At 59.7% G+C, this 18,861-nt stretch carries 18 protein-coding genes; 17 read left to right on the top strand and 1 reads right to left on the bottom strand.

What is annotated here, in order from left to right; all coding sequences use genetic code 11:
• The first annotated feature begins 73 nt into the window (after positions 1-73).
• The 14 genes from dxs (at position 74) to spoIIM (ending at position 16,615) form a co-directional block, all read left to right on the top strand.
• A complete protein-coding gene (gene dxs / locus HM1_RS02245; protein ID WP_012281638.1) occupies positions 74-2,017 on the top strand; it encodes a 1-deoxy-D-xylulose-5-phosphate synthase in 1,944 nt (647 codons plus the stop codon).
• 50 nt (positions 2,018-2,067) lie between these two features.
• The gene (locus HM1_RS02240; RefSeq protein ID WP_012281637.1) at positions 2,068-2,892 is read left to right on the top strand and encodes a TlyA family RNA methyltransferase; all 825 of its coding nucleotides are present in this window, start codon (positions 2,068-2,070) and stop codon (positions 2,890-2,892) included.
• Positions 2,893-3,009: 117 nt separating this feature from the next.
• A complete protein-coding gene (locus HM1_RS02235; RefSeq protein WP_012281636.1) occupies positions 3,010-3,468 on the top strand; it encodes a hypothetical protein in 459 nt (152 codons plus the stop codon).
• A gap of 149 nt (positions 3,469-3,617) precedes the next feature.
• A complete protein-coding gene (locus HM1_RS02230; protein ID WP_012281635.1) occupies positions 3,618-4,469 on the top strand; it encodes an NAD(+)/NADH kinase in 852 nt (283 codons plus the stop codon).
• A gap of 3 nt (positions 4,470-4,472) precedes the next feature.
• Positions 4,473-5,204, top strand: coding sequence for a tRNA (mnm(5)s(2)U34)-methyltransferase (locus HM1_RS14335; RefSeq protein WP_012281634.1), 732 nt, complete (start codon positions 4,473-4,475; stop codon positions 5,202-5,204).
• Positions 5,201-5,656: an arginine repressor gene (gene argR, locus HM1_RS02215; RefSeq protein ID WP_012281633.1), complete on the top strand. Its 456-nt coding sequence runs from the start codon at positions 5,201-5,203 to the stop codon at positions 5,654-5,656. The genes HM1_RS14335 and argR overlap by 4 nt, the downstream gene beginning before the upstream one ends.
• Positions 5,657-5,685: 29 nt before the next feature.
• Positions 5,686-7,377 carry a DNA repair protein RecN gene (recN, locus tag HM1_RS02210; RefSeq protein ID WP_012281632.1) on the top strand — a complete coding sequence of 564 codons (1,692 nt, stop codon included), beginning with the start codon at positions 5,686-5,688 and terminating at the stop codon, positions 7,375-7,377.
• 363 nt (positions 7,378-7,740) lie between these two features.
• The gene (gene spoIVB, locus HM1_RS02205; protein ID WP_012281630.1) at positions 7,741-9,237 is read left to right on the top strand and encodes a SpoIVB peptidase; all 1,497 of its coding nucleotides are present in this window, start codon (positions 7,741-7,743) and stop codon (positions 9,235-9,237) included.
• A gap of 116 nt (positions 9,238-9,353) precedes the next feature.
• Entirely contained in the window at positions 9,354-10,136 is a 783-nt protein-coding gene (gene spo0A, locus HM1_RS02200) for a sporulation transcription factor Spo0A (protein WP_012281629.1), read from the top strand.
• 253 nt (positions 10,137-10,389) lie between these two features.
• The gene (locus HM1_RS02195; RefSeq protein WP_012281627.1) at positions 10,390-12,072 is read left to right on the top strand and encodes a methyl-accepting chemotaxis protein; all 1,683 of its coding nucleotides are present in this window, start codon (positions 10,390-10,392) and stop codon (positions 12,070-12,072) included.
• A 408-nt stretch (positions 12,073-12,480) separates the two neighbouring features.
• A complete protein-coding gene (locus tag HM1_RS14330; RefSeq protein ID WP_187147797.1) occupies positions 12,481-13,902 on the top strand; it encodes an HD domain-containing phosphohydrolase in 1,422 nt (473 codons plus the stop codon).
• Positions 13,899-15,014 carry a M20/M25/M40 family metallo-hydrolase gene (locus HM1_RS02185; RefSeq protein WP_012281625.1) on the top strand — a complete coding sequence of 372 codons (1,116 nt, stop codon included), beginning with the start codon at positions 13,899-13,901 and terminating at the stop codon, positions 15,012-15,014. Before HM1_RS14330 ends, HM1_RS02185 begins: the two co-directional genes overlap by 4 nt.
• A 33-nt stretch (positions 15,015-15,047) precedes the next feature.
• Positions 15,048-15,596 carry an NUDIX domain-containing protein gene (locus HM1_RS02180; protein ID WP_012281624.1) on the top strand — a complete coding sequence of 183 codons (549 nt, stop codon included), beginning with the start codon at positions 15,048-15,050 and terminating at the stop codon, positions 15,594-15,596.
• A 386-nt stretch (positions 15,597-15,982) separates the two neighbouring features.
• On the top strand, positions 15,983-16,615 hold the full coding sequence (spoIIM, locus tag HM1_RS02170; protein WP_012281623.1) for a stage II sporulation protein M: 633 nt from the start codon (positions 15,983-15,985) through the stop codon (positions 16,613-16,615).
• A gap of 54 nt (positions 16,616-16,669) precedes the next feature.
• On the opposite strand, the gene HM1_RS02165 is transcribed toward spoIIM, so the two are convergent.
• Entirely contained in the window at positions 16,670-16,867 is a 198-nt protein-coding gene (locus HM1_RS02165) for a hypothetical protein (RefSeq protein ID WP_012281622.1), read from the bottom strand.
• A gap of 104 nt (positions 16,868-16,971) precedes the next feature.
• Between HM1_RS02165 and HM1_RS02160 the strand changes: the two genes are divergently transcribed.
• From HM1_RS02160 to xerD, 3 genes are all read left to right on the top strand, one after another.
• Positions 16,972-17,214, top strand: a complete 243-nt coding sequence (locus HM1_RS02160; RefSeq protein ID WP_012281621.1) for a hypothetical protein — start codon at positions 16,972-16,974, stop codon at positions 17,212-17,214.
• 40 nt (positions 17,215-17,254) lie between these two features.
• Entirely contained in the window at positions 17,255-17,728 is a 474-nt protein-coding gene (gene mntR / locus HM1_RS02155; RefSeq protein ID WP_012281620.1) for a transcriptional regulator MntR, read from the top strand.
• Between the two features lie 196 nt (positions 17,729-17,924).
• A complete protein-coding gene (xerD, locus tag HM1_RS02150; protein ID WP_049754007.1) occupies positions 17,925-18,842 on the top strand; it encodes a site-specific tyrosine recombinase XerD in 918 nt (305 codons plus the stop codon).
• Positions 18,843-18,861: the final 19 nt, after the last annotated feature.

Raw genomic sequence — 18,861 nt, 5'->3', positions numbered from 1 at the left:
AGGAGTCGTCGAAAAAGATGTGACGGGAAACAGCGCCTGGATGGAACGCCGTGGAGGGAAGGTGGCCCGATAGATGACGCAAATTCTCAGCCGGATTTCGAACCCCGGGGACCTGCAAAGGCTCAGCGCAACAGAACTGGACCAATTGGCGAAAGAGATTCGTGAGGTCATCATTCAGACGACATCGAAAAACGGCGGTCATCTGGCGCCGAACCTCGGCGTCGTCGAGCTGACCTTGGCACTGCACCTCGTCTTCCAGTCCCCGAAGGACAAGATCATCTGGGATGTAGGTCATCAGTCCTATGTGCACAAGTTGTTGACGGGACGGTACAACCATTTCCACACCCTACGGCGCTACAAAGGGATGGCTGGTTTCCCGAAACGTTCCGAAAGCGAACACGATGTCTTCAACACAGGGCATAGCTCCACCTCCATTTCGGCGGCCCTGGGTTTCGCCTTTGCCCGGGACCTGAAAAAAGAGGACGGGGCGGTCATCGCCGTCATCGGCGATGGCGCCTTGACCGGCGGGATCGCTCTCGAGGCCTTGAACCATGCCGGCCATGCCGGGAACGACATGATCGTCGTTCTCAATGACAATGAAAAATCGATCGCCGACAACGTCGGCGCCATGTCTACATATCTGTCCCGCATCCGGACAGACCCGCGCTACTTCCGCAACAAAGAAGAAGTGGAGGAGATCGTCCGGCGCATCCCCTCCATCGGCAACCATGTCTTAAAAGTCATGGAAAAGATGAAGGACAGCTTCAAGCACTTGGTCGTGCCGGGCATCCTCTTTGAAGAACTCGGCTTTTCCTACCTCGGCCCCATCGACGGCCACAACCTGAGCCAACTGCGGGAGGTAATGACCAACGCCTGCCGACTGAAAGGCCCCATCCTCGTCCACGTGTTGACGAAAAAGGGCAAGGGCTACGGGCCCGCCGAGACCAACCCGAGCGTCTTTCACGGTGTCGGCCCCTTTGACGTAGAGACCGGCAAGGTCAAAAAGCACCTCGGGCCGCCCACCTATACGCAGGTCTTCAGCGACACCTTGCTTCGCCTGGCCCGCGAGGACGAGCGCATTGTCGGCGTCACGGCGGCCATGCCCGACGGCACGGGGATGACGCCCTTCGCCCGCGCCTTCCCGTCTCGCTTCTTTGACGTGGGCATCGCCGAGCAACATGCCGTCAATATGTCAGCGGCTTTGGCCTTGCAGGGGCTTAAGCCTGTCGTCGCCATCTACTCCACCTTCTTGCAGCGCGCCTATGATCAGGTCTTCCATGACGTGTGCCTGCAACGGGCGCCTGTCGTTTTTGCCATCGACCGCGGCGGCATCGTCGGCGATGACGGCGAGACCCACCACGGTCTCTTTGACATCGCTTTCCTCCGTCACATCCCGGAGCTGGTGATGATGGCGCCGAAGGATGAAAACGAGTTGCAGCATATGCTCCGCACGGCGCTGGAGTACGAAGGCCCTATCGCTGTCCGCTACCCCCGGGGGACAGGCGTCGGCGTCACCTTGGATGAAGAGTTGACAACGGTGCCCATCGGCAGGGGAGAATTGCTGCGGCAGGGGAGCGACGTGACCATCGTGGCCATCGGTGCCATGGTCGGCATCGCTGAGGAAGCGGCTGATCTGCTGGAGGCGGAGGGCATCCGGGCCGCTGTCGTCAACGCCCGTTTCGTCAAGCCCCTCGACAAGGAGCTGATCATCAAGCAGGCCCGGGAAACGGGCAGGATCGTCACTGTCGAGGAGCATGTGCTGGCCGGCGGCTTCGGCAGCGCGATCCTGGAATTGCTCGAGATGGAGGGTGTCCACTGCGCTGTTCGGCGGATCGGCATCCCTGATGAGTATGTGCAGCATGGTTCCGTTTCTGTTTTGCGGGAAGATTATGGCTTGACGGCGTCCAATGTAGCCCGTGTCGCCCGTGAACTGGCCGATGCGGATCGTTCCCGGGCCAGCATCCGCATGGCGCCGCCGGCGCCGATCAAGATCGCTTTTCGCGGGGAATCGCGGTAGCTCGCAGATAATGACAAAATCGGTAAATCGTCAATGGAGAGTCACAACCTATGACACCAAAAAAACGGCTCGATGTCCGTCTCGTCGATGAGGGACTCTCGCCGACAAGAGAAAAGGCGCGCGCCGCCATCCTGGCCGGGCTCGTCCAGGTAGACGGCAAACGGGTGGACAAGGCGGGGACCCTCATCGCCGACAGCGCTCGCGTCACCGTGACGGGAGAGGCCTGCCCCTACGTGAGCCGCGGCGGTTTTAAACTGGCCAAGGCTTTGGAGGTCTTTCCCCTCAACCTGTCCGGTCTGACGGTCATCGATGTGGGCGCTTCGACAGGCGGCTTCACTGACGTGGCGCTGCGCAACGGCGCAGCGCGGGTGATCGCCGTCGATGTAGGTTACGGCCAGTTCGCCTGGTCGCTGCGCAAGGACCCGCGGGTGCGCTGTCTGGAACGGACCAACATCCGCCACCTCACACCGGAGGTGCTGGGGGAAAAAGCCCAGGCCGCCGTCATCGATGTTGCCTTCATCTCGCTGGAGAAGGTCTTGCCGGCAGTGGCGGCGTTGCTGGAAGAGCCGGGCCATGTGATGGCCCTGATCAAGCCTCAGTTTGAGGCCGGACGAGAAAAGGTGGGCAAGAAAGGGGTCGTCCGCGATCCCCAGGTCCACTGCGAGGTCATCGAAGGGCTGGTGCGCTGGGCCACCGAGCGGGGTTGGAAGGTGCGCGGCCTCGATTACTCGCCCATCACCGGTCCGGAAGGGAACATCGAGTACCTGTTCTTTTTGCAAAAACCGGACACACAAGGGGAGGCGGTCTCAGTCACGCCGGATTCCATCGCCGCCCTGGTCCGTCGTGCCCACGAAACAGTGGGCAACCTGAACTGAGAATAGCTGATCGACGTAGGGACCCGGCGGGGTCCTTTCTTCTTCCGTTCCCTGTCGGCGAAGGCAGGACTCGTTCCCCGGCATGTAGAACACTCTGGTTTGACGGGAGGCTCGCCGTTGCCTGATTCCTTCACACTCGACTGGACCCTCTTAGCCGTCGTCATCGCTGTCGCCCTTATCGTCGGCGCGCTCCTTTTTTCCTATTTATATCGGGCGTACCTGCGCTGGTTGGCCTGGTGGCGCCAGCGTGCCGGGCGCATCGGCGAGCAACAGGCGGCCAAATTGCTCAAACGCGAAGGGTATGCCGTCATCAAGGCCCAGCCGCCGGCCCGCATGGTGATGCGCGTCGACGGAGCGCCCGTCCCCATTCATGTGCGCGCCGACTACCTGGTGCAGCGGGGCGGCAAGACTTATGTGGCGGAAGTAAAAACAGGCGGACGGGCGCCGCGCCCGACCAACGGCGACACGCGGCGGCAACTGCTCGAATACTCGCTGATCTACAGGGCTGACGGGGTGTTGCTGGTCGATATGGCCGCCCAGAAGATCCACCGCGTCGAGTTCGAGCTTTTTCAATAAGCCATGGTCGAGGGCGGCGCCCTTTTGTTTTCGCTGGAAGTTTCCTGTATTGCCCTTTGCGGATAGCAGTTTTCTGCCGACGCGCGCCACCTTGTCGACGATAGGATTGGGTGCGCCGCGATGGTGTCATTAGAGTAAGGAGGGGTCTCGTGCCAACGGTAGGCGTCGTGCTCAATGACGACAAACCGCAAGCCCTCGAGGTGGCCCGTCGGATGGCCGATTGGCTGTCACAGCGGGAAGTGCCCATGGGGATCCCTCTCACCCGTGTGGCCGAGTTGGTTCATTCGCCGTCGCCGGAACTGCGAGACCGCCTGCGCCAACTCGATCTGATCGTTGTCCTCGGGGGAGACGGGACACTGTTGAATACGGCTCGGCTTGCAGCGCCCCACGGCATCCCTGTCGTCGGCGTCAACCTGGGCCGCCTCGGCTTTCTCACTGAGGTGGAGGTGTCAGACCTTTTTCCCGCTTTGGAGCGGATCATCGCCGGCGACTACCGCATCGAGGAGCGGATGATGCTGGAGGCGCGACTCATCCGGGACGGCCTAGAGCAACCGTCCTATTTCGCCCTCAATGATGTCGTCGTGACCAAGGGCGATCACCCGCGCATGATCCGGGTGGAGGCGGCTGTCGGCGACGAGGTCGTTTGGACCTACTCTGCTGACGGTCTGATCGTCTCGTCGCCGACCGGCTCGACAGCCTACTCCTTATCGGCCGGCGGACCTATCGTCTCGCCGGAACTGCATGCACTGCTGCTCACCCCGATCAGCCCCCACGCGCTTGATGCCAGGCCCCTCGTCATCCCGCAAGACCAGGCCGTCCGCCTGACCGTCATCTCCTCCCACAGCCACGCCGTGGTCACTGTCGATGGACAGCCGGGGCAACCGATGGTCTGCGGGGACAGCGTCCTTGTCCGGAAGGCCTCTGTCGCCTGTCGATTGATCCGTCTGGGCGAACGCACCTTTTTCCGCATCCTGCGGGAAAAAATGCAACAGGGGAGGTAAAGGATGAACTCCCTCACATCGGCGGTGGAGTGGTCCCGCCGTTTTCTCGCTGAAGTCCTTGAACCTGGCGATTTTGCTATCGACGCCACCGCCGGCAACGGCCATGACACCCTCTTTTTGGCCCGGCAGGTGCTGCCTGGCGGCGACCTGTGGGCCTTCGACATTCAAGAAGCGGCCATCGACGCCACGGCCCGGCGGCTTACAGAAGCTGGATTGGCAGATCGGTTCGAAATCGATGAGCCCTTTTCGGCCTCAAAAGCAGCGTCGAAAACAGCGGGGCGGAACGTTCTTGCGAGGATGGCTGCTCCCGACCAATCGTCGCCGCCGGAGGAGGCGGCTGCTGCTCCCAGGTGTCCCATTCGCTTGATCCACTGCGATCACAGCCAAATGGGATCGCTGCTCCAGGGATATACGAAACAGCCTAAGGCTGCCGTCTTCAACCTCGGTTACCTTCCCGGCGGCGATCACGCGCTGGTTACCCGAGCCGAATCGACAGTCAGCGCCCTTGACGCCTTGGCGGCGGCGCTGGCAGAGGGCGGTCGGCTGGTCGTTGTCGTCTATGTGGGGCATGCCGGCGCGGAGGCGGAAGTGACCGCTGTGGACAGGTGGTGGCGGCAGTTGCCGCCGCAGCGCTGGGACACGGTGGCCGTCCAGTTTCCCAACCGGACAGGCCGTCCGCCCTATGTGCTTGTGGCGGAGAAAAAAGGCGTTCAAAGGCGGGTGCCAACAACGTGAAAAGCAGGCGTCAACGAGCGATACTGGAGATCATCGGCGCTGAAGTGGTTCGCACACAGGAAGAACTGGCCCAACGCCTGCGCGAACGGGGCATGGAGGTTACCCAGGCCACCGTTTCCCGGGATATCAAAGAATTGGGCTTGATCAAGGTTCCCGTCAGCAAGGATGAATCACGCTACGCGCCGCCGGCGGAAGCCGCTCAGGTCCCGCAGGCGCAGGATCGGTTGCGCCGCCTGTTGCGGGACACGGTGACCCATGTCGATTCCAGTCTGAATATCGTCGTCATCCGAACCCTCCCGGGACATGCCCACGCGGTGGCCGGTGCCATCGACCACAGCCACTGGCCGGAGGTGCTGGGCACTGTGGCCGGCGATGACACCATTTTTATCGTCGTCAAGCCGGTCGAGGCGGTGGAGGCGTTGATGGACAAGGTCCGGCGATGGGTTGAGTGAGCGGTTGACAGACAAAGGGGGGGAAGGCAGTGCTGGAACGGCTGCGTGTGGAGCATTTCGCGCTGATCGAAGCAGCGGAATTGGAGTTGTCGCCGGGGATGAACATCTTAACCGGCGAGACCGGCGCCGGCAAGTCGCTGGTCATTGACGCCGTGGGGCTGCTGATCGGCGGACGGGCCACGGCCGATGTGGTCCGTGCCGGCGCCGACAGAGCGCGCATAGAAGGGTTTTTTCGGCTGCCGGAAGGAGACGGCGGCAAATTGCGCCGGGAGTTGGAGGCGCTCGGTGTCGAGGTCGAGGAGGATGACGGCCTGCTTTTGACGCGGGAGATCGCCCGGGGCGGCAAGAGCGTCTGCCGGATCAACGGTCGCAGCGCCCCGCTGTCCCTCTATCGGGAGGTGGGCGGTCGGCTGATCGACCTGCAAGGGCAGCATGAGCAGCAGTCGCTGATGAATCCGCGCAAGCACCGGGTGCTCCTGGACCGACTGGCCGGGAGTGACGGCGAGAAGGCGCTGGCGGCCGTGGAAGCGGCGTACCGGGCGCTCGACGCCGTTGAAAAGGAACGGGAGCGCCTTAAGCAGGGCGAGCGCGACCGGATCCAGCGTCAGGACATGCTCGCTTTCCAGGCGAAAGAGATTGACGCTGTCCATCTGGTCGAGGGCGAGGAAGAGGAACTGGAGCAGGAGCGTAAGCGCCTGCAGAATATGGAGAAGTTGATGGATAAGACCAACGCCGCCTATGACGCTCTTTTTGGCGGGCAGGTCGGCGGCGCCTTGGAATTGCTCGACCGGGCGCGGAGCGCTGTCGAGGAAGCGGCCGCCTTTGACTCGGCGCTTGCGGCGCTGGTGCAGAACCTGGAGGCGGCCTACTATCAGGCGGAAGACGCCGCCGAGCGGTTGCGCGACTATCGGCAGGATCTGGAGTACCAGCCGGACCGTCTGGAATGGGTGGATGATCGCCTCGACGCGATCCGGCGACTGAAGCGCAAATACGGCGGTTCGATCGGCGAAATCCTGGCCTACCGCGAAGAGATCGCCCGGGAATTGGAGGAGCTGGAACATCGGGACGAACGGATCGCCGAACTACAGGCCGAAGCGGAGCGGCGGCGGAAAACTTACCTAGAGGCGGCGACGAAACTGTCGGCGCTGCGCAAGACCATGGCGGCCAAGCTGGAATCGTCTATGGCCAAAGAACTGGCTTTTCTCGGCATGAGCCGGGCCAAGCTGACCGTCCGCTTCGACGAGCGTCCCGAGCCTTCCGCCGCCGGCGCCGAAGAAGTGGAGTTTCTCTTCACGCCGAACCTGGGCGAGCCGCCCAAGCCGCTGGCCAAGATCGCCTCCGGCGGCGAGACGGGACGGATCCTGTTGGCCTTTAAGACGCTCCTGGCTCGCGTGGAGGGCATCCCGTCGCTGATCTTCGATGAGATCGACGCCGGCATCGGCGGACAAGCCTTGCAGGCAGTGGCCCAGAAGATGGCCGAGGTGGCTGAAGCCGTCCAGGTGATCTGTGTCACCCATGCGCCTCAACTGGCCGCCTACGCCGACAACCATTTCCGGATCATGAAAACGGTGCGCGGCCAGCGGACGATGACGCGGATCGAGGCGCTGAACGAAGAGGAGCGGGTGAAGGAACTGGCGCGGATGCTCGGCGGAGATCGGGCCAGCACGCTGACGCACAGCCACGCCCGAGAGATGTTCGCCCGGGCCAAGAAAAGCTCCTAGAATAAAGAACCGGATTTGCAGAGAAGCGCCTAAAGGCGGATAAAAATCCCAACAGCACAGAGAAAGCGAAGAAGCTTATCGAATAGCGGAAATATTTTTCTTATAAACAGGGCGGCCCCGCCGAAGAAGGCGGGGCCGCTTTTTTCGCGCCTGTCGGCTCGACACCCTGGCAAAGGGATGACGGGATACCCAAGGGTTTTCGGTATATCCACGGCTTAGCGGGATACGGTCGGCTTATCGGGGAGAAAGTAGAGACGCCCCGATGAAAAAGCGCTCCGAAAAAGCGCTCCGAAAAAGCGCTCCAAAAACCGGGAGCGGATCGACGCGGCGACGCCCTGACAGAATGACCTGAGGAGGTGGCGGATGGCAAGAGAACGGTTGAAACGGTGCATCGGTCTGCTCCTGGCCCTGTCATTGATTGCCGGAAGCCTCACCGAGGAGGCGCTGAGCCTCTGGCTGACCCCATCGCGCTTGCGCACGACGGTCGGTGAGGAAATACCCATCAACAGCATGTTTCCCCAAAAGATGATGCGACATGTCTCTGTAGCGCTACAGCGGTCACCGGAATGGACCCTTCACGAGTTTCCCGGCGCCATCCCCGTCAGTCCGGCCAATGCGACCGAACAGCCCGGCCGGCTCGACATCAGCCTGCGACTGTTGGGCTGGATTCCCCTCAAACACATCGTCGTCGACGTCTTGCCGCCGATGCAGCTGCTGGCCGGCGGCCACTCCATCGGGGTGCTCCTGCACTCTCAGGGGGTGATCATCGTCGGACAGGCGCCCATCACCGATGAACAGGGCGCCAAGCACTACCCCGGAAAGGATGCCGGTCTTCAGGTGGGCGACGTGATCCACAAGGTGAACGGCCAGCCCATCAAGAGTGACGCCGAACTGGCCCGCGCCATCGATGAAGCGGGCCGGGCAGGAAAAAAGCTGGAGATCGAGACGTCGCGCAACGGTCAGACGAACCAGGTCACCGTCGAACCGATCCGCTGCGCCGAAACAAAGCGCTTCCGCGTTGGTCTCTATGTCCGTGACCGCGCTTCCGGCGTCGGCACGCTGACCTTTTTTGAGCCGAAGAGCAAATCCTACGGCGCCCTCGGGCACGTGATCAATGACGCCGATACAAACCAGCGTATCGATGTGGCCGAAGGGCGGATCATCCCGGCGCTGGTCAAGTCGATCCAACAGGGGAAACGGGGCGCGCCAGGCGAGAAGGTCGGCGTCTTCCGGGAGGAGGATCCTCCTTTTACGGGCACCATCCAGCACAATACGACTGTGGGCATCTTTGGACGCCTCGAGGGCAAGTTGAACAACCCCCACTACCCCGACCCGTTGCCGATCGCCCTTTCGGCGCAGGTGCAGGAAGGTCCTGCTGAGATCATCACTGTCGTCGAAGGGGAACGCCTGGAACGGTTTCAGATCATCATCGATCGGGTGATGCCCCACCGCACCGACGGAAAAGGCATGATCATCCGCGTCACCGACCCGCGGTTGCTGACCATCACCGGCGGCATCATTCAGGGCATGAGCGGCAGCCCCATTATCCAGAACGGCAAGATCGTTGGCGCTGTCACCCACGTCTTCATCAACAGTCCAAGCACAGGCTACGGCGTGCTGATCGAAAAGATGTTGGAGGAAGCGGGCTTGTGGAAACCGGGGAATCAACAGGTAGGTGCTCTGCCGAAAAGGCAGGGCATTCTTTTTTCAAAAAAGGGGAGATGGTTATCGCCAAGATCCGCATCGAACTTCTGCGTTCTTGATTTTTTTCAGAGGCTTTCATTCAGATTCAAACGAAAATCAGATGCCTTCCCTCATTTTCTGAAAAACAATCGCCCGGACAACCTATCTTCATGGTAAAAAATGTCAGAATTAACCGTTTTATTGCGAACGATTTTCCCTCAGGGCCGGAAGGATATCCAACTGGCTTGTCGAAAAGCTAAGTGCAGTGAAAAAGCTGGGAGGTGGGACAAAAAATGTTAAAGAACATTCGATTGATTATCGCTGATGATAACAAAGAATTCTGTGATATCCTTCGAGACTACATATCTCAACAGGAAGACATGGAACTGGTCGGCGTGGCCAACAACGGCCAGGAAGCGCTGAAGCTGATTCAGCAGGAAGAGCCGGATCTGATCATCCTCGACATTATCATGCCCCATATGGACGGTATCGGTGTCCTCGAGGGCATGGTCGGCATGGCCCTGGCCAAGCGTCCGCGGACCATCATCCTCACCGCCTTTGGTCAGGAATCGATGACCCAACGGGCGGTCCAGCTGGGGGCCGACTATTTCATCCTCAAACCTTTCGATCTGGAGATCCTCGGCAACCGGATCCGCCAGCTCACTAACGGAAGCGCTCCTGCCAGCACCCCCCAGCCCTCTCCGTCGCCGATCATCCGTCCGCGCAATATGGACGTGGAAGTGACGAACATCATCCACCAGATGGGTGTGCCGGCCCACATCAAAGGGTACCAGTACCTTCGCGATGCCATACTGATGGTGATCAACGAGGTCAGCCTGCTTGGCGCCGTTACCAAGGAACTCTACCCGATGATCGCGCAGAAGTATACGACGACCCCTTCGCGGGTGGAACGGGCGATCCGTCATGCCATCGAATTGGCCTGGGATCGGGGCAATGTGGAGATGATGTCTAAGTTTTTCGGCTACACCATCAATCTCGAACGGGGCAAGCCCACAAACTCCGAGTTCATCGCCATGGTGGCCGATAAGCTGCGGCTTGGGCAGAAGGTCGGCTAGGCGGTTGCCAGTTTTCTTTCTTTGGCATTATTTCATTTTATTAAAATTTTTCTGTAACTATATCCTAAAATCGCAGATTTTCTACGGTGAAGCGGGTCATAAGCAGGCCCGCTATTTTTATGGATAGACCGGCTTGTAGCTGACTTTGTGAAAAAGAAGGAGGAGAAAAAGATCCTGCGGCGAATAAAAGATTTAACAAAGATTTGAAAAAACTAACTTGATCGGACATCATTGAGGGAGGTCTGTCGCTGCGATGTACAGACGATTGAGGTTGGCCCCAAAGTTTATCTTGGGCATGGTCCCTCTGCTGGTGGTGATGGCTGTCGCGATCACCCTCTTGCCTGACTTGTTTGTGAAGGCGGCCGAACACACCAAGATTCAGGAGTCCAAAGCGATCGCAGAACAACAGGCGGATCTGCAGACCTTCCTAGCCAAACATATCACGGGAGAACGCCCTGAAGATCCCAACTTCACCATCAAATACACCTCTGACAAGTACCGCAACGCCAAGGACATGCCCGACGCTTGGGAAAAAAAGATGCTCCAGATGTATGTCCAAAACCCCAAACTGGCGGAATTCTCTGAGGTGCTCGACTCGAACGGCCTGCGCGTTTTGCGCTACAGCAAGCCGCTTTTCATCCAGGAGGCCTGTCTGGCTTGCCACGGCGAACCGAAAGGCCAGAAGGACCCCTTCGGACATGAGAAGGAAGGCTACAAGGTGGGCGAGTTCCGGGGCGCCATCAGCGTGGCGACGACGCTGGAGGGACTTTCCAAAGAGAAGGTCGCCCTGATCAACACCGCTGTTACCCTTGTTGTCTTATTGCTGACAGTGATCGTCATGTATATGATGGTGCAGAGGTTCATCGGCAAACCCCTTGAAGACATCGTGGTCACTGTCAAGGGATTGTCCGAAGGTGACCTGACGACGCGGGTCAAAGACAAGGGCAGCGCCGATGAGATCGGAGAACTGACTGCGCTGTTCAACCAGATGATCGAAAATCAGGCCAAAATGGTCGGCACCGTTCGTAAAACGGCGGTGGAGCTGGCCGAGTCCTTCGAAAAAATCGCCACATCGAGCGACCATGTGTCCAGAGCAGCCTCCGAGGTGGCCGACAACATCCAGCATGTGGCTCGCGACGCCAGCACCGGCAATGGGTCGATCGCCGACGCGGTCCAAATGCTCCACGATCTCTCGCAGCTGATCGGCGCAGCCAAAGAGCAGGCCCTGGCGGCAGCGGAAAAATCGAGGTTGACGTCGCAGGCGGCGGAAAGCGGCAAGGATACGATCAATGAAACCGTCGCCTGTATGGAGAAGATTAAGCATAAGACGATGGAGACGGAGGATCACATCAGCACCCTCAGCGAGTACTCTCAACAGATCGGCATGATCACCGACACCATCACGAGCCTTGCGAACCAGACGAACCTGCTGGCGCTGAACGCAGCGATCGAGGCTGCCCGCGCCGGGGAGATGGGCAGGGGCTTCGCCGTCGTCGCCGATGAGGTGCGCAAGTTGGCAGAGCAGTCGAATCGGGGCGCCGGAGAAGTGGCCGCCCTCGTTCGTAAGATCGCTGACAGCACCGCCGCAGCCGTGAAGGCGATGCAGCAGAGCCGCTCAGAGGTGGAGCAGGGCGCCTGCGTCGTCAACAAGGCAGGCGATGTTTTAGAAGAGATCCTCAAGGCGGTTACCGAGACCGTTCAGGATGTGGAGGCCATCGCCGCCATGACCGACCGGGAGGTGGATAAGTCGACGCGAATGGTCGAGGTGATTCAATCTCTGCATCAGATCATTGAGAATACGGCCGCCAACGCCGAGGAGGTCGCAGCGTCGACAGAAGAGACCTCGGCGGCCATGGAGACCATCGCGAACAGCGCCGAAAAAGCCAATGCCATGGCCGAAGAATTGAAAAAGACAGTCAGCAGGTTCAAGGTCTGATCGGCAGTGGAGATGACGAAGGCAACCGGGAGTACCCGGTTGCTTTTTTACAAGGGATTAACGATGTTCACTTTGTTGTATAATGGATGATAAGCTGGCGAAAACGACGACCTCCGGGTTGAAGCCATCTCCGCAGAAAAGGGAAACGAGTAGCCGATGGCGAAAGATCCTATGAAAGCACAGGGTAGACCTTCCCCGGTACGGGGGGGGTGGGAGGTACATATGCACGTCGGGCATCCTGGATATTCTCTTTATGCGCTACTTCGGGTCGGCGCGGTGACTGTTGCGCTGGTTTGGGCTGGTTTTCATCCCGACCCGGCGATTCGCCGGACCCTGTACCCGTTGCTCTTGCTTTTCGCCTTCTACAGCGCAGGATTGTATATCCTGCTTTATCGGATGCCTCGACAGATGAACAGGCTCTTTGCCGGCGCTACAGTGGTCGATCTCCTGGGTGTCACTGTCTTTATCTATCAGACAGGTGGGGAGTCGAACAACCTCTTTTACCTCGCCTATATCCTGCTTGTCGCCGCCCGCAGTGTTCAGTTCGGATTTTGCGGTGGGCTGATGACGGCGATCGCCGCCATCACTCTCTTTTTTTCTGTCACCCTCCCCTCCCACAGCTACTGGGGCGATCTGTTCCTGCAAGGGAGCATCTTGCTGGTGACGGCTTTTGTGGTCGGCAGCCTGGCCGACCGCATGCGGCAGACCCACCGGGAGCTGGAGCGGAAGGTTGACGAATTGACGGCGTTGACGGAGGTGACGCGCACGGTCAATTCATCGATCGAACTACCGCAGGTCTTGCCCGCCGTGCTGGAACTGTCGGCCACGGTGATGAAGGTGGACGCCTGCGCCGTCCATATCCTCGACGAGCAAGGGAGTTTGCAGGCCGTCGCCAGCCAGGGCTTTCCGGCGCTCGAACAGGAGCGGCTGCCTGTCGAGCAGTGCTTCATGGGGAAGGCGATCCGGACGGGCGCGCCTGTCCTCTATTATGTGGACCAGCAGGCCGGTGACGTCTGTGAACCCTTTTTTCGCGCCCAAGGGTTTGCCTGCGCCCTGTCAGCGCCCCTCAGCAACAGCAGCCGGACGATGGGTGTCCTGACGGTCTTCGCCGTCGAACCGAATGTCTTTGCCTATGATGATATCGAACTGATCTGCCTGTTGGCGACGCAGGTGGGCAATGCCATTGAAAACGCCACCCTTTATAAAAAACAAAAAGATCTCTACCTGGCCGTCGTGCAAGCTTTTGTGGCGGCCATCGACGCCAAAGATTCCTACACGCGCGGTCACTCCGAGTATGTCCACCGATATGTCCGTCGCATCGCCGCCCGAATGAACGTGCCGGATGATCAGTTGGAGCGAATCGCTACCGCCGCCCTGTTGCATGATATTGGGAAGATCGGTGTGAACAGCAATATCCTGCGCAAACCGGGCGCGCTGAACGACGAGGAGTATGCCGAGATCAAGATGCATGTCACCATCGGCGAACAGATCATCTCCCAGGTCACCGATTTTCGCGATTTGGCCCCTATCGTGGCGGCTCATCACGAGTGGTATAACGGCAAGGGCTATCCGGAGGGTTTAGCCGGCGAGGCGATTCCCCTCGGCGCCCGGATCATCGCCGTGGCGGACGCCTTTGAGGCGATGACGGCCAACCGGGTCTATCGCCGCGCAATGTCGAGGGAACGGGCGCTGGCGGAGATCAACCGGTGTAGCGGCGTGCAATTCGATCCTGCTGTGGTCGAGGTTTTTCTTCAACTTGCAGAAGAAGGAAAGCTGGATGAGCCGATTGAGGCGATAGAAAGTATAGTAAGGGAGCGTGTGGGGGCTTGATCCAACGCGAACGCATTGTCAAGGAAGTCATGGCGCTCTGCGCCATCTCATCGCCAGGCGGCGGGGAGCGCGAGATCGCCGACCGGTTGACAGCGACGCTGCGGGAGTTGGGAATGACGGTCGTTGAGGATGACGCCGGCGCAAAGATTCCCGGCAGCGCCGGCAACCTCTATGCTCGGCTCGAGGGAACCGTTCCCGGCAAGGCGCTTTTTTTCAGCGCCCATATGGACACGGTCGTTCCTTGTGAGAAGGTCTGTCCCGTTATTCGCAACGGCGCCATCTGCTCCGATGGGACAACCGTGCTGGGCGGTGACGACAAGGCGGGGATCGCCGCCATCCTGGAGGCGTTGCGTGTGCTCGTGGAGACGGGGGAGGAGCGGCCCACCATTGAGGTGATCTTCTCCGTTCAGGAGGAGGGCGGTCTTAAAGGGGCGAAGGTCTTTGACACGAAACGCCTGAAGTCGCCCATGGGTTATGTCCTGGACGCCAGCGGACCTGTCGGCCATATCATCAACGCCGCGCCCTTTCAAAACAACATTGAAGCCATCCTCCACGGGCGGACGGCTCATGCCGGTTTTTGCCCCGAGGAGGGGGTCAGCGCCATTAAAATCGCCTCCCGGGCGATCCATAAGATGAAACTGGGGCGGATCGACGGGGAGACGACAGCCAATATCGGCACGATCAACGGCGGCACGGCGACGAACATCGTTCCCGAACGGGTTGTCATCGCTGGGGAGGCTCGCAGCATCGATGAAAAAAAACTGATCCTCCAGACGCGCCATATGGTCGACTGTTTTGAACAAGCCGCCCAGGAATTGGGCGGAAAGGCCGAGGTCAAGGTGACCCAGGTCTATCCCGGCTACCGCCTCCATGCGTCCGATCCGGTGGTCGCCCTCGCTTTGAAGGCGGCTGTGGCCATGGGGATACAGCCCCGGCTGGTGCCGACAGGCGGCGGCGCTGATGCCAACATCTACAACGGCGCCGGACTGCCGACGGCCAACCTGGCTATCGGCATGGAGAAGGTGCATACAAAAGAGGAGTTTATCCCCATCGATGCGCTGGTAGGAAGCGCCCGCTTCGTGCTGGAGATCATCCGCCAGGCGGTAAGGTAAGCGTTTGATCGGTAAGTTTCGAAAGGAGAAGCCATGGAACACCTGAAAGAAAAGACCCTGGAAAGCGAGCGCGTTTTTGACGGCAATTTCATCCGCCTGCGCAAGGATCGGGTCGTGCTTCCCAACGGCGCCACATCGACGCGGGAGGTGGTGGAACACCCTGGCGCGGCAGCCATCGTCCCCTTGACGCCGCGCAAGGAGGTCGTCCTGATTCGTCAGTGGCGACATCCGATCAAAGAGGTGTCTATTGAGATTCCGGCGGGAAAGCTCTCGGAAGATGAAGACCCTCTGGAGTGCGCCAAACGGGAGCTGTCAGAAGAGACGGGCTTCTCGGCCCGCCGCTGGGATCCGCTCATCCAGTTCTACGCCTCCCCCGGTTTTTGCGATGAGGAGATGCACCTGTTCATCGCCCGCGATCTCTACGTTTCTGATGGCCGCCCCGATGAGGATGAGTTCGTCGAGCCCCTGGTGGTTCCTCTCGAAGCGGCCCTGGAGATGATCGAGACGGGCGAGATCATGGACGCCAAGTCGATCATCGGTCTGCTGAGGGCGGCCCGTTTTTTAGAGATGGAAAAGGTGTAAATGCCCGCCCTTTACGGGGGTTTTATGTTCACCGGGTCCGCTCCGCTGACGGGCGGCCACTGCCGGTACTGCGCCAAAAAAAGCTGACCTTGCTCGCCAGCAGGGTCAGCTTTTGCTTTTGCATCATTCTTGTTGTGAAAGAAAAGACCCCCGAACCAATACCGGCCGGGGGGAAGCGTAGGTGCTTCCAGATCCATAGGGAGTACATTCATTGTAGCATCGCTCCCTTGATTGTGCAAGAGAGAATTATCGAAAACGAAAGCGGCAAAGGGATGATCAAGGAAGGTCGGCATCGAACAAAAAAAAGGTAACCATAATTTGTAATGACCGGGCCTGTTCAGCCATAATCATTAAGTATCTTCGCAGGGGAAGGAAGGCTGGCTGAGGTGGCGATCCTGTTCCGACGCAGCGTGACAGTTGGGCTGGGACAAGGGCATCTGCATGCCCATTGGGGTTTCTATGCGCTGGCCTTGACGCTGATCGCCTGCGGAACCGTCACCGGCGCCGTATCGGCTAAGCACCTGCCGCCGGGCCAGGCAGAGGAATTGCAGTCAAGGATCTTGCAAGCCTTCCAGGAGATTCGGGGAGGCGTCGATCATCACGCCCTTTTGCAACCGGCAGTGGCGCACAATCTGGAGACAGTCGGCCTGATCCTCCTGCTCGGCTTGACGGTGCTGGGGATTCCGCTGATCGCTGCCTTTCTCTTTTTCCGCGGCTTTGTGCTTGGCTTCGCCGCCGGATTTCTGTTGTTGTCACGCCCGGAGGACGGTTGGTTCATCATTTTGCTCGCCCTGGCTCCGCCCAGCCTGGTCTTGTTGCCGGCGCTCCTTTTGTCAGGAGGGATGGCCTTGGCCTTCTCTCTATGGCTGGTTCGGCGACGCCCTTATCGCGCCGTGCCCTTGCGCCGCGCCCTCTTCATGTATGCCCTTGTCGGCGCAGGGACATTGGTGTTGGGGGCCGGAGCGGGGTTGATAGACGCCTATATAACGCCGGGGCTGTTAGGCCTGTTTTTGCACTAAAAGGGCAAGACCACCGGAAAGGGTTCTTTCGCGGTGGCCGGGACAAGGGCAGGTTCACTCCCCCGGGTAAATCTCCCAGGTAGGACGGATGCTGCCGTAGAGTCCTCTTTCAGCGCCAGTCATGGTCGGTTTGCCATAATCAGGCAGGTTTTGCTGCAACCCCTCGACAAACTGGGCCTTGTGTGTGGCGGCGGTCGTGGCGGCGTCGGTGTTCGTCATCGAGCGGGCGACAATGTAACGGCGTCGGGCCATAAAAGTCCCTCCTTTCAACAGGTCGACTAGGGCTAGTTTGGCCTGACAGCGCCTTGGCTACACGGAAAGTGGAGAAAAGAAAAGCTTTGGAGGAGGTAGTGAAGATGATGCTCCTACTCGTCACGAAGGTGCGGCGCCGAATCCGGACGATCGTCCGGGTGTTGGTGGTGCTGCTTCTGTTGGGGCTGCTCGTGCCGCCTTTTCTGAATTATGCCGAACAGACGGCCGCCACGACACCGAAGGAGGAACGGCCGACGGGACAGCCGCTGCGGGTGGAGCAGCGGGAAACGCCGCTGATGGAACAGTTCGTGATGAAATGGAAGGAATGGACGGCAAAAAAGCCTTGAGCGGCCAAGACCGGTTTGAGGGAGCAAAAGGGGTGGCGCCATGGCCGGTGATGAGTTTTTTACCTTTCGCGAGTACATGAAAAAAGAAGAGGACTGCCTCACGGCTTCAATGGAGGACTACCTGGAGATGATTTACCGGCTCTGTCAGGATCAAGGCTTCACACGCGTCCACGACCTGGCGGCGGCGCTCAATGTGCAGCCACCATCGGCGACCAAGATGGTCCAGAAACTGGCCGAGGCGCTCTGGGTAAAATACGAAAAGTACGGGATCATCGTGCTCACGGACAAAGGGCGGGAGACGGGGCGGTTTCTGCTGCGCCGACACAACACGATCGAACGCTTTCTGCGCCTCATCGGGTTGCCTGAAGAGGTGCTGCAGGAGACGGAAAAGATGGAGCACACGGTCGGTGAAAAGACCTTGGTCTGTCTGACGGATTTTGTCGAGTTTTTAAGAACCAGACCGGACATCATGAGCGATTACGAACAGTTTCGACGGGAAAAACAATCATCGTGATCTGCTCTTAACCGAATCGCTGCGCGACGGTTGGCAGCGGCGGCCCGGCAGGCGATGGCTGGGTAAACGGTATGGGCCAAAGCAGATAAAGGGAGCAAACCGGCTAGTCTCCGGCGTGGGGTGCGGTTTGCTTTTTTCTTTGTGGAGGAAAGAAGCGGATAAAAGTCGAAAACAACGCCAAAAGGGGTTGAGGGCGATGCGTCACGGCGATGCCTTTCTCGCTCACCTGGCAGTGGAACGCGGGCTGTCGGGTAACACCATCGACGCCTACCGTCGCGACCTGGCCGATCTGGCCGCCTTTTTGGCGGAACGAGGCATCGGCGATCCGGCCGATGTAACCCGTTCCGATCTTCAGGACTACCTCTACCACACCTATCGGCGCGGTTTGTCGGCGGCCACGCGGGCGCGGCGGCTGGCGGCCATCAAGGGCTATTTCGGCTTTTTGTTTGACGAGGCCATCCGCCGGGACGATCCGACTGAGTTGATCGACGGCCCCCGGTTGCAGCGTCTCCTGCCCGATGTGCTCAACGTGGAGGAAGTGGCGGCTTTGCTGCAGGCACCGCCCAGAACAATTGTGGGCCTGCGGGATCGTGCCATGTTGGAAACCATGTACGCCTGCGGTTTGCGGGTGAGTGAACTGATCGCCCTGACGCTCGATCAGGTTCGCCTCGATCTGGGGCTGGTGCGGGTGGTGGGCAAGGGGATGAAGGAGCGGATCGTGCCGCTGGGCGGTCTTGCCGCCGCCGCTATAGAAGAATACCTCTCCCGGACGCGCGGGACACTAGCGGGACATGGGGCGGAAAAGCATCTCTTTTTGAATCAGCGGGGCAAGCCGCTGACCAGGCAGGGTTTTTGGAAGATCCTCAAGGCTTATGCTGCTGAGGCAGGCATTGCGAAGGAAGTCACGCCCCATACATTGCGCCACTCTTTCGCCACCCACCTGCTGTCTAACGGCGCCGATCTGCGCGCCGTCCAGGAGATGCTCGGTCACGCCGACGTGTCGACGACCCAGATCTATACCCACTTGACGATGGGACGGCTGCGAGAGGTCTATGACCGCAGCCACCCGCGAGCACGTCTGGCGGTCAGGGCGCAGCGCGAGGAGCCGGGCTAGTCAAAGATGTTGGCAAAAG

Origin of the sequence: Heliomicrobium modesticaldum Ice1 (genome assembly GCF_000019165.1) — a bacterium.
Classification (GTDB): Bacteria; Bacillota; Desulfitobacteriia; order Heliobacteriales; family Heliobacteriaceae; genus Heliomicrobium; species Heliomicrobium modesticaldum.
Note: the sequence above shows the minus strand (reverse complement) of the source record. Positions and strands in the feature narration are given on the sequence as shown.